The organism is Pseudomonas sp. NFACC13-1 (genome assembly GCF_900104425.1).
GTDB classification, from domain to species: Bacteria; Pseudomonadota; Gammaproteobacteria; order Pseudomonadales; family Pseudomonadaceae; genus Aquipseudomonas; species Aquipseudomonas fluorescens_AA.
In genome coordinates, this window is record NZ_FMXV01000005.1 from 166,771 (window position 1) to 180,825 (window position 14,055).

The 14,055-nt window shown below is 60.5% G+C and carries 13 protein-coding genes; 3 read left to right on the forward strand and 10 right to left on the reverse strand.

All coding sequences use genetic code 11. The annotated features are described in order from the left end of the window. Position 1: 1 nt before the first annotated feature. The 7 genes from pstB to gabT all read right to left on the reverse strand — a co-directional run bounded on the left by pstB (position 2) and on the right by gabT (position 6,694). Positions 2 to 763, reverse strand: coding sequence for a phosphate ABC transporter ATP-binding protein PstB (gene pstB, locus BLQ55_RS09110; RefSeq protein ID WP_025214260.1), 762 nt, complete (start codon positions 761 to 763; stop codon positions 2 to 4). A 75-nt stretch (positions 764 to 838) separates the two neighbouring features. Next, a complete protein-coding gene (gene pstA / locus BLQ55_RS09115) occupies positions 839 to 1,750 on the reverse strand; it encodes a phosphate ABC transporter permease PstA (protein WP_060742349.1) in 912 nt (303 codons plus the stop codon). Further along, positions 1,750 to 2,715, reverse strand: coding sequence for a phosphate ABC transporter permease subunit PstC (pstC, locus tag BLQ55_RS09120; RefSeq protein WP_060742350.1), 966 nt, complete (start codon positions 2,713 to 2,715; stop codon positions 1,750 to 1,752). The genes pstA and pstC overlap by 1 nt, the downstream gene beginning before the upstream one ends. Before the next feature lie 72 nt (positions 2,716 to 2,787). Then, complete coding sequence (gene pstS, locus BLQ55_RS09125; RefSeq protein ID WP_092199665.1) at positions 2,788 to 3,819, reverse strand: phosphate ABC transporter substrate-binding protein PstS; 1,032 nt, start codon at positions 3,817 to 3,819, stop codon at positions 2,788 to 2,790. 298 nt (positions 3,820 to 4,117) lie between these two features. Beyond that, positions 4,118 to 4,606, reverse strand: a complete 489-nt coding sequence (locus BLQ55_RS09130; protein WP_008146530.1) for an Lrp/AsnC family transcriptional regulator — start codon at positions 4,604 to 4,606, stop codon at positions 4,118 to 4,120. Between the two features lie 46 nt (positions 4,607 to 4,652). Continuing rightward, entirely contained in the window at positions 4,653 to 5,309 is a 657-nt protein-coding gene (locus tag BLQ55_RS09135) for an HAD family hydrolase (RefSeq protein ID WP_092199668.1), read from the reverse strand. Positions 5,310 to 5,401: 92 nt separating this feature from the next. After that, positions 5,402 to 6,694, reverse strand: coding sequence for a 4-aminobutyrate--2-oxoglutarate transaminase (gabT, locus tag BLQ55_RS09140; protein WP_092253490.1), 1,293 nt, complete (start codon positions 6,692 to 6,694; stop codon positions 5,402 to 5,404). Positions 6,695 to 6,980: 286 nt separating this feature from the next. Here gabT and BLQ55_RS09145 point away from each other — a divergent pair, with 286 nt between their 5' ends. From BLQ55_RS09145 to BLQ55_RS09155, 3 genes are all read left to right on the forward strand, one after another. Further along, on the forward strand, positions 6,981 to 7,907 hold the full coding sequence (locus BLQ55_RS09145; protein ID WP_092253492.1) for a 2-hydroxyacid dehydrogenase: 927 nt from the start codon (positions 6,981 to 6,983) through the stop codon (positions 7,905 to 7,907). A 227-nt stretch (positions 7,908 to 8,134) separates the two neighbouring features. Further along, positions 8,135 to 8,992, forward strand: coding sequence for a GNAT family N-acetyltransferase (locus tag BLQ55_RS09150; protein WP_092253494.1), 858 nt, complete (start codon positions 8,135 to 8,137; stop codon positions 8,990 to 8,992). 47 nt (positions 8,993 to 9,039) lie between these two features. Then, positions 9,040 to 9,747: a cupin domain-containing protein gene (locus BLQ55_RS09155; RefSeq protein WP_092253496.1), complete on the forward strand. Its 708-nt coding sequence runs from the start codon at positions 9,040 to 9,042 to the stop codon at positions 9,745 to 9,747. A gap of 354 nt (positions 9,748 to 10,101) precedes the next feature. Here BLQ55_RS09155 and BLQ55_RS09160 read toward each other — a convergent pair whose 3' ends face one another. The 3 genes from BLQ55_RS09160 to argE all read right to left on the reverse strand — a co-directional run bounded on the left by BLQ55_RS09160 (position 10,102) and on the right by argE (position 14,048). Continuing rightward, on the reverse strand, positions 10,102 to 11,181 hold the full coding sequence (locus BLQ55_RS09160) for a tartrate dehydrogenase (RefSeq protein WP_060742358.1): 1,080 nt from the start codon (positions 11,179 to 11,181) through the stop codon (positions 10,102 to 10,104). Positions 11,182 to 11,215: 34 nt separating this feature from the next. After that, positions 11,216 to 12,673 carry an NAD-dependent succinate-semialdehyde dehydrogenase gene (locus tag BLQ55_RS09165; protein ID WP_092199686.1) on the reverse strand — a complete coding sequence of 486 codons (1,458 nt, stop codon included), beginning with the start codon at positions 12,671 to 12,673 and terminating at the stop codon, positions 11,216 to 11,218. A gap of 217 nt (positions 12,674 to 12,890) precedes the next feature. Then, on the reverse strand, positions 12,891 to 14,048 hold the full coding sequence (gene argE, locus BLQ55_RS09170) for an acetylornithine deacetylase (RefSeq protein WP_092253498.1): 1,158 nt from the start codon (positions 14,046 to 14,048) through the stop codon (positions 12,891 to 12,893). Positions 14,049 to 14,055: the final 7 nt, after the last annotated feature.

Below are 14,055 nucleotides of genomic sequence, written 5' to 3' on the forward strand. Positions count from 1 at the left end.
CTCAGCTGAACTTGCCGCTGATGTAATCGCCGGTCATCTGTTCACGTGGGTTGTCGAAAATCTGCGTCGTCGGGCCCATTTCAACCAGATAGCCAGTACGGGTGCCCTGGGAAATATCCACCGAGAAGAACGCAGTGGTGTCAGCGACACGGATGGCTTGCTGCATGTTGTGGGTGACCAGCGCGATGGTGTAATCCTTCTTCAACTCGACCATCAATTCCTCGACCCGCCGGGTAGCGATCGGGTCGAGTGCCGAACACGGCTCATCCAGCAGCAGGACTTCCGGCTCGGTGGCGATGGCGCGGGCGATGCACAGGCGTTGTTGCTGGCCGCCGGAGAGCGACAGGCCGCTGACCTTGAGCTTGTCCTTGACTTCATCCCACAGGGCGGCGCCTTGCAGCGCATGCTTGACCCGATCGCCTATATCGCCTTTGTAGCGGTTGAGGCGCAGGCCAAACGCGACGTTGTCGAAGATGCTCATCGAGAACGGGTTCGGCTGTTGGAACACCATGCCGATATAACGGCGCACGACCACCGGATCAACGCCCTTGCCATAGACATCTTGCCCAAGGAAATGCACGTGGCCTTCGAAACGGAAACCTTTCACCAGATCGTTCATCCGGTTGAGGCTGCGCAGCACGGTACTCTTGCCGCAGCCGGATGGCCCGATGAAACCGGTGATCTTGTTTTTCTCGATCGGCACATGGCTGTCACGCACCGCCATGAAGTTGCCGTAGAAAATCTTGTCCAGTTTGCAGTCCATGACTACAGGCGCCTGGGTGACAAACGGAGCGGCTATTTGCGCAGTGGATACGTTCAAGATCAGATGCTCCCGTTCTTAATACTTGGGCTTGCCGAAGATACGGCTGATGATATTCACGACCAGCACGATCATCACCAGCACCAGTGAGGCCGCCCATGCGAGCTCTAGCTGGTTGTCGAACGGCATGCCGGAGAAGTTGTAGATCAACACGGCAAGCGATGCCGTCGGGTTCATGACCTCGAGGCTGCCTTGGTGGTAGATCCAGTAGTTGCTGAACAGCGCGGTAAACAACAGCGGCGCTGTTTCGCCCGCGGCCCGTGCCACCGCCAGCATGACGCCGGTCAGGATCGCCGGCATGCCGGTGGGCAAGACGATTTTCCAGATCACCTGCGAGCGGGTGCAGCCCATGCCATAGGCGGCATCCTTCATGATCTTGGGCACCATCCGCATCGACTCTTCCGCCGTCAGTACGACGATAGGCAGCATCAGGACTGCCAGCGCTACGCCACCGGCCGGTGCCGAATAAGTGCCGGTGGTCATCACCACCAGGGCGTAAGCGAACACCCCGGCCAGAATCGATGGCAGCCCCGTGAGCATCTTGGCGGCAAAGCGCGCCGCGTTCGCCAGCTTGCTGTCCGGCCCCAGTTCAGCCAGGAAAATCGCGGCCATGATGCCGACCGGCACCGCGATTGCCGCCGCGATACCCACCATCACAAAGGTACCTGCCATTGCGTTGCCGAAGCCCCCGCCCATCTCGAAGCCAGTCGGCGGCAGTTCGGTGAACACTTCCAGGTTCAGCCGAGCACCGCCGCGGGTGATCAGCATGTAGAGCACGGAAATCAACGGCACGCTGGCCAGCAGCGCCCCGCCCCAGACCAGGGTGGTCAGGATCAGGCTGCGCAGGGCGCGGCCCTCGAACTTGCGCTGCAGGCTGGGCATTGCGCCTGCCGGAGCCGTCAAGTCTGTTGCAGCAGTCAGGTCGGTCATCACTTATTACCCCGTTGGGCGTACATCATGATCAAGGAGCCGAAGACGTTCACGATCAAGGTGATCAACATCAGCACCAGTGCGGCATACATCAACACCTCGATCTCGTTCGGCCCGGCTTCGGGGAAGTTAAGGGCCAGCAAGGCCGCCAGGGTGTTGGCCGGTGCGAACAGCGAAAGGGAAATGTTATTCGCGTTGCCTACCAGCATGGCCAGCGCCATCGTTTCACCCAGCGCGCGCCCCAGGCCAAGTACCAGAGAACCGAAAATGCCCGTGGCGGCCGACGGCACCATCACCTTGAGAATCGCTTCCCAGTGAGTGGTCCCCATGCCGTAGGCGGCCTGCTTGGTTTTCATCGGTACGCCCGTGAGCGCATCCTGCGAAACAGCGGCAATGGTTGGAAGAATCATGATGGCGAGCACCAACGCCGCAGGAAGCAGCCCCGGCCCGCTCAAGGATGTGCCGAAAAATGGCACCCAGCCGAGTTCGCTGTTCAACCAGGTGGTCAGTGGCCGAATCGCCGGGATCACTACATAGATCCCCCACAGGCCGTAGACGACGCTGGGGATGGCCGCGAGTAATTCGACAATGGTCCGGAAAATGGCGGCGAGCTTGGGAGGCAGGAAGTCCTGGGTCAGGAAAATCGCCATGCTGACGCCGAAAAAGCCCGCGATCAGCAATGCGATGAAGGCACTGTAGAGCGTGCCCCAGATTGCCGGCAAGATGCCGTATTTACCCTGGTTCACGTCCCACACGGTGCCTAGGAGCACATCGAACCCGTGTTTCTCCATGCCAGGCAGCGCCTTGCGTCCCACTTCGAACACGAGGGCAAATACCAACGCCAGAACCAGAATGACCCCAATACGCGCAAGCGCACGAAAGGTGCGATCAACCAGGAAGTCCTTCGCGGACGGTGGTTGGCAGGCAGAATCTGGATTAACCGGTACGACAAAGGGTTTGTTCATTGGCTAAGTCCGGAACAGGGGGGAAACTCTCCCGGCATGGCTGACAGCACACACCGGGAGAGGCCTCAGGCGTTACTGGATGTTGGCGGACGCTTTGCGAACCTGCTCGACAACCGACTGCGGCAACGGGATGTAACCCATCGAATCGGCAATTTTCTGCCCTTCGGTCAGGCTGTATTCGACCATTTCACGCATGGCCTTGGCCTTGGCCGGGTTGCCGTTGTTCTTGCGGAAAATCATCCAGGTGTAGGACGTGATCGGGTACGACTTGGCGCCGTCTGGATCAGGCAACCAGGACACCAGGCTATCCGGCATTTTCACCGCTGCCAGAGCCTCGGCACCACTCTCGGCGTTTGGCACGACATAGTGGCCAGCCTTGTTCTGCAACTGGGCAAAGTCAACCTTGGCAAGTTTGGCGAAACCGTATTCGATGTAACCAATCGCGCCCGGGGTCTGGCGCACAGTAGCGGTCACGCCATCGTTCTTCGGCGACTTGATGAACTTGTCACTGGCCGGCCAGTTGACGGTGTTGCCCTCCCCCAGCGCCTGCTTGAACTCCGGATTGATGGTTGCCAAGTGCTTGGTGAATACCGCGGTCGTACCGCTGGAATCCGCACGCACCACCACCGTGATCGGCGTATCGGACAGTTTCAGGTCCGGGTTGGCGGCGACGATCTGCGGATCGTTCCAGCGGGTGATCTTGCCCAGGAAAATGTTGGAGTACACATCGCGTGGCAATTTCAAGCCTTTAGGGTTGCCCGGCAGGTTATAGGCCAGCACGATTTCCCCAGCGGTCATCGGCAGCAACTGCACGCCTTCGGCAACCTTGGCGATATCTTCGTCTTTCATTGCCGAGTCACTGGCGGCGAAATCAACGGTTTTATTCAGAAAGTCCTGTACACCCGCGCCACTGCCCTTGGATTGGTAATCCACAGTGACACCTTCGGATTTCTTGCTGAAATCCTTGAACCAGGTCAGGTAGATCGGCGCGGGGAAACTCGCGCCAGAACCCGTCAGACGGACGCTTTCTGCAGCGAATGTCGCCGAAGTGGCACCAAGAGAAAGCGTAACGGCGAGCGCAACAGACTTCATCAAACTTTTCATTGAAAGAAATTCCTTGTGATGACGGGCTGGGGAACTCTGCAACAGTCGTGTTACGTTTTTATGAAGATCGAATGGCAAGGGAGCAAATGTCCCCTTTTTGTGCCGCCGCACCGACACGAAAAGCTCGTGCACACGCACGCACCGGCGTTTTGCAGAGCCTGAAGAAGTGGAAGTCATATCGCCGATTGATCGGATCGCGACGCTGAGGCGCATTGATGCCGGCAGCGCTGGGGCTGCTTGCAGGTCCTAAGGACCCGTTCGAGGGGTTGCCGTCATGGACGGCTAGTGCTGGGACGTATCAGTGACGCAACAACCTGCGCAGCGGGACCCCATCCTTGAGCACGGGGGATTTGATGACGATATAACTGAAGTACTTGGAAATGCCGATGTTCTTGTCCAGCAACCCTTCGATCACTTCCTGGTAATGCTGGATGCTGCACGTCATGAAGCGCACCAGGTAATCGTAACCGCCGCTGATCAAATGGCACTCCAGCACCTCATCGACCAAGCGAATATTGGATTCGAACTTGGCGAAGTCTTCCCGCTTGTGGTCGCTGAGGGTGATTTCAGTGAAGACCGTGACCGAGTCAGTGATCTTGGCCAGGTTGAGATGAGCCCTGTAGCCGGAAATATAACCGGCCGACTCGAGCCGCTTGACTCGCTGCAGGCAGGGGCTGGATGACAGGCCCACGGCATCGGCGAGACTGACGTTGGTCATTCGACCGTCCTTTTGAAGTTCAACAAGGATACTGATATCAATTCGGTCTAGTTTTATTAAACCTTCCATCGGGTACCCCTCGGTTGTCTTCAGGTTGACAGTGGTTTTAGCAAATTCAACGTCGCAAAGATAGCTGATGCTGAGCGACGAGGTCGGCCATGCTGGTGATGTAGAAATCGGCGGAATATGCTTGATTATCAGGCTCATGGCCACGGCGGATCAGGCACAAGCCCGCCGATTTTGGCGGGCGCGCGGGCGGCCTGGACACTTGCATGATGGTTTCAGGCTTGAGCTTGTTCGCCAGCAACCATGCCTCGTCCTCCAATGGATTGTTGGCGCGAGAATGCAGGTCCTCGGGGGGAATTCCCAGGCGCTCGCAGAGCGGGTCACGATCCTCGGCATCACGATCGCAGTACACCAGCAGCCGGTAGAATTTGCGCAGGTACAACATGGCACCGGGCGCGTCCTCGAACAGCGACCAGTTGCAGGCCGAACGGGCAAAGCTCATGCCCTCCTCCCAACTGACCTTGAGCCCCAGGCGCTCTGCCAGTTGACGATGGGCGAAGCACAATAAACCACTGAAGCCCAGTTCGGAAAAACGCGGATAGAGCCCGCGCACCGTCTCGTCGAACTCAGCCAGCACCGCTTCCCTGCCTGGCACGTCCGGATGGTTGTCGAGCAAAGGTTGCAGGGCCGTCCAGACACCGGAATCCCGATCGACCAGGACTTCGTCGCAATCGATCAGCAGCGCACGATAATCAGTCAGGTGCATGTGTGTCGCCTCCCATGATGCATTCATCCATCCATATGCGCTAAATGCTTTCGGTCGGCCCGTCACTACAGCGGGCCGACCGAGGCCTGAGATTAATCCAACACGCGGAGCAATGCTGCTTCAAGGATGGCCAGTGCTTCGTCGATCTGACTTTCTTCGGTGACCAGGGGCGCCAGGAAGCGCAGGACATTTCGGTACACCCCGCATTTGATCACCAACAGCCCGCCTACCCTGGTCTGGTCGATCAGTTGTTGGGTGAGTTCGGCATCGGGGCTGCGGGCCTCATCGTTCTTGATCAATTCGATGGCCAGCATGAAGCCGGTACCGCGCACGTCACCGATGCGCGGGTGACGTGCCTGCAAGCGCAGCAGCCCCTGACGCAGCCGCTCCCCCAGGACCTGGCCACGCTCGAGCAACTGCTCCTGTTCGTAAGCGTCGATCACCGCCAGCGCCGCGGCACAGGACAAGGCGTTGCCGCCATAGGTGCCGCCAAGACCACCGGGCAATGGTGCGTCCATGATGTGCGCACGCCCCACCACGCCCGAAATGGGCAAGCCACCTGCCAGGCTCTTGGCGACAGTGACCAGGTCCGGCTGAATGCCGGCGTGCTGAAAACCGAACCACTTGCCGGTACGGCCGAAGCCGGTCTGGATTTCATCGAGAATGAGCACGATGCCGTGTTGCTCGGTCAGGGTCCGCAGCGCCTGGAGAAATTCGGGCGGTGCGCAAAGGAAGCCGCCGTCGCCCTGCACCGGCTCGATGATGATCGCCGCGACTCGATCCGGAGCGACTTGGGTCGCCAGCAACTCATTCAGGGCCTGCAACGCCATGTCGCTGCTGAAACCGCGATAGGCATTCGGGTATGGGGTGTGGAAGACCTCCGGTGCGAAGGGCCCGAAGTTCTGCTTGTAGGGCTGGCTCATGCCTGTCAGCGTCGTACCCAGCAAGGTCCGCCCATGAAAGCCGCCACGAAAGGAAATGACGGCGGGACGATTGGTATGGGCGCGGGCGATCTTCACCGCGTTCTCCACCGCCTCCGCGCCAGAGGTGAACAGCGCCGCCTTGTAGGCTTGCTGACCACCCACCAACCCGCACAGGCGCTTGACCAGGTCGAGATAGGGCTTGTAGGCCACCACCTGGAAGCAAGCATGGCTGACCTTTTGCAATTGGGCCTGCACGGCCGCGACTACCTTCGGATGATTGTGACCGATGTTCAAGACGCCAATGCCGCCGACGAAATCCAGGTAGCGCGCCCCGTCCACGTCCCACACTTCAGCCCCCTGGGCCCGGTCGATGACCAGCGGATGTGCGGTGACCAGACCCCGAGGCACGAATTGATCGCGTTGATGGAGCAAGCTTGGGGTTTCTTCGACTTTACTGTTCATGGCATCTCCCACAGTGAACCGGGCAACCGGGAAACGGCTGCGATGTGCTCCACAGGTTAAGCGTTCGACGCGATTGTCTAAGCCGAACTTGGCCTCTGGGAAATTCGGATCGACTGTTTTCACCCCGGCAAACAGCAGATTCCTTCAGCCGCCTCCAGCCCGATGGAATCTGCCGGCAGACGCCCCATACAACGCAGCGATGTGTGATTACGCAGGCTCTTTTGATACATCCTGCTTTGCCACTCGGGCATGCTGGAGGTTCCCTATCCAGTACGAGAACTGACCCATGGCCCTGCTTTACAAAGCCGATCCGGTACGCGGCGAACAATGGAAGCGTCTATTCGCCGAGCACGCGCCGGATATCGAATGGCGTGCCTGGCCGGACATCGGCGATCCGAAGGATATTCGCTACCTCGCCGCCTGGCAGGCACCGGACGACCTCGAAACACGGCTGCCAAACCTGGAGGTGCTGTTCGCCTTGTCGGCCGGGGTCGACCAGCTTGACCTCGATCGCCTGCCCACGTCCCTACCCGTGGTCCGGTTACTCGACCCCGGCATCACCCGGGGCATGTGCGAGTACGCCAGTTTCGCCGTGCTCAGCCTGCACCGGGACATGCTCCGTTATCGCCAGCAACAGGTCGCCCGGTGCTGGCAGGCGCACTTGCTGCAGCCGGCGGCCCAGCGTCGGGTCGGTGTCATGGGGCTAGGCATGCAGGCCCAGCAGATCCTGGCCACCTTGCAAACCTTTGGCTTCGCCTTATCAGGTTGGGCACGCAGCGAACACCGCATCGCCGGGGTGGATTGCTTTGCCGGTGACGAACAGCTCCCGGCGTTCCTCGGCCAATGCGACATCGTGCTGTGTGTCTTGCCATTGACCGAGCAGACCAGAGGAATTCTCAACCGCCAGTTGTTCCAACATCTGCCCAAGGGGGCTGCCCTGGTCAACATGGGCCGTGGCGGGCACTTGATAGAAGAGGATCTGCTCGAGGCTCTGGCCAGCGGCCAGCTCAGTGCCGCGGTACTCGACGTATTGCAACAGGAACCGGCCGCGCCGGATCACCCGTTCTGGCAGCATCCGCAAATATTGCTGACGCCGCATATCGCGGCGATGACCCAGCCCGAAAGCGCCTTTGGCGTGTTGCTGGACAATATCCGTCGCCATCAACGCGGCGAATCGATGCTCGGTCAGATTGACCCTCAGCGACGTTATTGACCTGCGCTTGTCATGCACCTACGAGAAAAAACACCTACGGAAAATCCGCTGATATTTGCTGCTGAGCCTGCGCCCGATTTGAGCAATAACTGCGGTGCGCGAAGCCGCAACTTATGCAATCTACCGAATCAATGTCCGCCTCTTGTCAGGCCTGGTGGCAGGTGAGATACCCACACTTTCAGCGGAGAAATCCGACCGGTCACGCTCCCTGTCCATGGAGATCTGTCATGTCCAACACGCAACGCCCCGCCTACACCTATCGCCCCATGACGCCTGCCGATGTGACATCGGCCCATGCGTTGTCCGTGCAGTTGAAGTGGCCCCACCGCCTGGAAGACTGGGCCATGCTGCAGCGTGTCTCGCAGGGTTTTGTCGCAGAGGACGAAGGCCGCCTGATCGGTACGGCGTTCACCTGCCCGCAGGGCGATTACGCCACGATCGGCCTGGTGATCGTCAGTGATGAGTACCAGGGCCAGGGCATCGGTCGAAAACTGATGGAGCTGGCACTCCAGGCGTGCGGTTCGCAGACCGCCATGCTCAATGCGACGCTGGCCGGCGCGCCCCTTTATGCCAGCCAGGGCTTCGTTGACTTTGGGCATATCCAACAACACCAAGGCAACGTATCGCCTCCGGCCCCCACGGACCTGCCATCCGGTGAGCGCCTGCGCCACCTGACCGAAGCCGATCGAAACGACGTGATCGCACTCGCCAACGCGGGCAGCGGCCTGGACCGGCATGCCGTGTTCAACGACCTGTTCGAGCGTGTCGAAGACGTCGTGGGTATCGAGCGTGAGGGTCAATTGCGAGCGTTCGCCCTCCTGCGTTCCTTCGGTCGCGGTCGTTACATCGGCCCGGTCGTTGCGGAAAATCCAGAGCAGGCCAAGCACCTGATCGCGGTGTTGTTGGCTCAAGTGCCGGATGCTTTCGTGCGCATGGATGTACTGCCCGAAAGCGGGCTCGGTTCCTGGCTGGAAGAAGCCGGGCTGAAACAGGTCGACACCGTCGCACAAATGGTTCGTGGGACCCCGCCCCAGGCCAGCGGCGGCGTGCATCAATTTGCACTGGTAACCCAGGCCATCGGCTGACCCTTACCCCACAGCGACATCATCCACTCTCCTGGAGAAGTACCCTCATGCCAGAACCCACCGCCGTGCTGCTCGCACATGCCAACGGCACTCCCGCGTCAACAGCATTCACCTGCGGCTCATTGGGCGCCAACGATCCTTTCGACAGGCAGATTGCTTATGTCGGGACGGATGACATTGCCGCTGGCGTCGTCCAGGCGAGCGGACAATTCAGCAGCGATCGGTACCCCTACAGTGAAACGATCGTGGTCCACGCGGGACGCGTCATCTTGCAGAGCCAGGATCACGCGCTCGAACTCAATCCGGGTGACAGCGCCGTGATCGCCCGTGGCACATCGGTTCAGATCGACGCGCTACCTGGCTCGTTCTGGGCATTCTGTGCCGATATCCAGCCTGTTGAAGCCGGCAACATCGGCCTGACCGCCCTCCCCCCATACACCCTGCTCTCCCCTTCGACGCCTCCGAGTGAAGAATTCCTGCTGAGCCCGACACCGCAATGTCGCTCGAACAACGTGTTCGTCGAGGACGCGACCAACCTGCGCATCGGCATCTGGGACTCGACACCCTATACCCGCAAGGCGCGGCCACACACGATGCATGAGCTGATGCACCTGATCGAGGGCTGCATCATTCTCCAGATCGCCGACGGTTCCGAACTGGCGGTCAACACGGGCGATACCGTGTTCGTGCCACGAGGCGCGCCCTGCGCCTGGAAGAGCAGCGTCTATGTGCGCAAGTTCTACGTCTGCAAGTGATGTCTGGCGAGGCTTTTTTGGATTGGCAAGGCCACGCTCCCCCTGTGGGAGCGAGCTTGCTCGCGATGGCGGTGGTCCGGTCACATGGATGCCGGGCTTGCTGGCCTCATCGCGAGCAAGCTCGGCTCCCACATGGGTTCTTCGGTGCCCACAGATTCAGCATCCGCCCGCAATCCCTTGTGGGAGCTGAGCTTGCTCGCGATGGCGGATCGTCAGCAATGATGATGTCGACTGACACAACGCCATCGCGAGCAAGCTCGCTCCCACAAGGGGAGCGTGGTGTACATGAGGTCTGTGGCTTTTGAAAATCCAATGTGGCAGCGAGCTTGCTCGCGATGAATGCAACACCTCAGTTCAAAGCGCCATCGCAATAGCCTGACCAACATCCTGGGTCGAGCCCTGCCCGCCTAGATCAGGTGTGATCGGCCCCTCGGCAATCACCTGCTCGATGGCCCTGAGAATCCCATCATGGGCCGCACGGTAGCGCTCATCGCCATTGCCGAGGAAGTCCAGCATCAAGGCGCCGGACCAGATCATCGCAATCGGGTTGGCGATGTTCCGTCCATAGATATCCGGCGCCGAGCCATGGACCGGTTCGAACAGCGAGGGGAACCGGCGCTCCGGGTCGAGGTTGGCTGACGGTGCAATGCCGATGGTGCCGGCGCAGGCAGGGCCCAGGTCGGACAGGATGTCGCCGAACAGATTCGAGGCCACGACCACATCGAAACGGTCGGGTTGAAGCACGAAGCGGGCGCAGAGGATATCGATGTGTTGCTTGTCCCAGGTGACGTCCGGGTACTGCTGCGCCATGAGCGCGGTGCGTTCGTCCCAGTACGGCATGCTGATGGAGATGCCGTTGGACTTGGTCGCCGCGGTCAGGCGTTTGCGCGGCCGGGTCTGGGCCAGGTCGAAGGCGAACTTGAGAATCCGGTCCACGCCGCGGCGAGTGAACACCGATTCCTGCAGCACGAACTCATGTTCGGTGCCTTCGAACATCTTGCCGCCGATCGAGGAATATTCGCCCTCGGTGTTTTCGCGGATCACCACGAAGTCGATGTCCCCGGCTTCGCGTCCGGCCAGCGGGCACGGTACACCGGGAAACAGCCGCACCGGCCGGATGTTCACGTATTGATCGAAGTCCCGGCGAAACTTCAGCAGCGACCCCCACAGGGAAATGTGATCCGGTACCTTGTCCGGCCAGCCCACGGCGCCAAAATAGATCGCGTCGAAGTCCTTGAGCTGCGCGAACCAGTCGGCGGGCATCATCTGCCCGTGTTCCAGGTAATAATCGCAGTGGGCCCAGTCGAGCACTTCGATGCTCAAATCCAATTGCCATTTCTTCGCGGCCTGCTCCAATACCCGCAGCCCTTCCGGCAGGACTTCCTTACCAATGCCGTCGCCGGCAATCGCGGCGATTCTGAATGGTTTGCTCATCAACCGTGCCTCCTCTCTTCAAATGCTGACCGCATCACAAGCCACCCATGTGGAAGGCTTTGACTTCAAGGAACTCGTCCAGGCCATACTTGCTGCCTTCACGCCCCAGGCCCGATTGCTTGATGCCGCCAAAGGGGGCGACATCCATGGAGATGAGCCCGGTATTGAGCCCGACCATACCGAACTCCAGCGCCTCGCCGAACCGCCATGAGCGGCGCAAATCCTGGGTGAAGAAATAGGCGGCCAAGCCATAGGGCGTTGCGTTGGCCGAGGCCAGCGCCTCTTCTTCGGTGCTGAAGCGCATCAACGGCGCAACGGGACCGAAGGTCTCTTCATTGGCCAGCAGCATTCCGGCATGGGCCTCACCGAGCACCGTCGGCTGGACGAACTGGCTGTCACCCTTGGGGATTTCACCACAGAGTAGACGAGCGCCCTGACTCAAGGCCTCGTCGATATGTCGAGCGACCTTGCTGACCGCCGCCGTATTGATCAGTGGGCCTATGTTTACGCCGTCATCCAGGCCATCGCCGACCTTGAGCTTGCCCACCTCCTCCACCAGGCGCAGGGCGAAGCGCTCGTAGATCCCGTCCTGCACCAGGATCCGGTTGGCGCAGACGCAGGTTTGCCCGGCGTTGCGGAATTTGCTGAGCATGATGCCGGTCACGGCCTGCTCCAGGTCCGCGTCGTCGAACACGATGAACGGTGCGTTACCGCCCAGCTCCAGGCTCAAGCGCTTGATGTGTTCGGCGCTCTGGCGCATCAGCAGGCGACCGACCGCCGTGGACCCAGTGAAAGACAGCTTGCGCACAGTCGGGTTGCCGGTCAGTTCTTCACCAATGCCGGCGGGCATGCCGGTCACGACGTTGAACACCCCGGCCGGAATGCCGACCCGCTCGGCCAACACCGCCAGTGCCAGGGCCGACAGCGGGGTCAGGTCCGACGGCTTGACCACGATCGTGCAACCGGCGGCCAGGGCGGGCGCGCACTTGCGGGTGATCATCGCGTTGGGGAAGTTCCACGGGGTGATCGCGGCGCAAACACCGACCGGTTGCTTGAGGGTCAGCAAGCGGCGGTCACCGCTGGGGGCCTGGATGGTTTCGCCATAGACCCGTCGGGCTTCTTCGGCGAACCATTTGACGAAGCTGGCGCCGTAGCGGATTTCGCCCTGGGCTTCCGCCAGAGGCTTGCCCTGTTCGCAGGTCAAGATCAACGCCAGGTCATCGAGGTTGTCGATCATGGCCTGATACCAGCGATCCAGCAGCGCCGCCCGCTCTGCCGCCGGACGCGCACGCCAGGCCGGCCAGGCACGGTCGGCGGCTTCGATGGCGCGCCGGGTTTCATTGCCTTGTATCGCGGGGACCCTGGCGAGCATTTCGCCGGTGGCCGGGTTGATAACGTCCACGGTCGCGGCGTTGTCGGCGCCGACCCACTGACCGTCGATGTAAGCGCGTTCTACCAGCAAGCTGGGGTCTTTCAGGCGATTCTTGAGCATGGTGTCGGGTCCTGTTTTGAGACAGCTTTCAGTCTATTGTTTCGCCCTGAACGAGGATGCTGAAAACGCCGGCCCTACAGCCGTGAATGCTGAAAATCAGCCTTCGACGGCATGCTCTACCGCGGGTGGGGATCGATCGCCGTACGCCTCGATCAGGCGATGAAACGCACGGGGTTGCAGGCGTGGTGAGGGAATGTTCAATCAGGCAGACGGAATACTAGCGGTGCATTGAGCCCACTAACCCTTGCAGGAAACGCTCGCCAGCGTCCATCTGGCTGATCTCGATGAACTCGTCAGGCTTGTGCGCCTGTTCTATCGAGCCTGGCCCGCAGACCACCACCGGTACATCCAGGCGTTGTTTGAACAGCCCGCCCTCGGTGCCGAATGAGACCTTTGCCGTGCCAGTATCCGGCGCGGCAAAGTTTTTCAGGAAACGCACCGCTTCGACGCTCGGGTGGGTATCGAGGCCCGGATAGACATTCAGGGTCTCGATTTCGATAGCGGCCACGCTGGAGAGCTTCCTGGCTTCGCCGACGATCAGTTCGGCGCGCTCGCGCATCTGTTCCAGGAACCCGTCCAGGTCGTCCGCCGGCAAGTTACGCACTTCGAAGTCCAGGGTGCACAAGTTGGGCACAATGTTCAGCGCCTTGCCGCCGACAATCTGTCCAACATGCACGGTGCTGTAGGGTACGTCGTAATCGGTATCCCGGGCGCCCTGCTCTTGCAACTGCTGCTGGCTCAGGCGCAGCGCGGCGATGAAATCGCAGGCCACGTGAATCGCATTGACCGAGCGCGGTGCCAGGGACGAATGGGCTTCCAGGCCGCGACAGTAAGTACGGTAGGAACCCTTGCCCTTGTGCCCGAGCACGAACTGCATATTGGTTGGCTCGCCGATGACGCACAGAAACGGCCGGACCGGTGCCAGGTGCAGCACATCGAGCAGACGACGCACCCCCACGCAACCGATCTCTTCGTCATGGGACAGGGCCAATTGCAATGGCCGGCTCAATGGCTGCCCGGTGGCCTCGAGCATGGCGTCGACAGCCAGTGCGATAAAACCCTTCATGTCGCAACTGCCACGACCATAAATCCGCCCATCCTGCACCGTCGCCTCGAAGGCCGGAAAGGTCCAGGCCTGCCCCGCCGCCGGCACCACGTCGGTATGCCCGGACAGCAGGATCCCCGGCACGTCCCGTGGCCCGGTGCTGGCAAACAGATTGGCTTTCCTGCCGCTTTCATCCTGGACGATCAGGGACTCGATGCCCTTGGTCAGCAGCAGGTCGCGCACGTACTCGATCAAGGCCATGTTCGATTCCGAAGAGACGGTATCGAAGGCCATCAGCCGTTTGAGAATGTCCAACACGCGGGGTTTCATGAGGCCT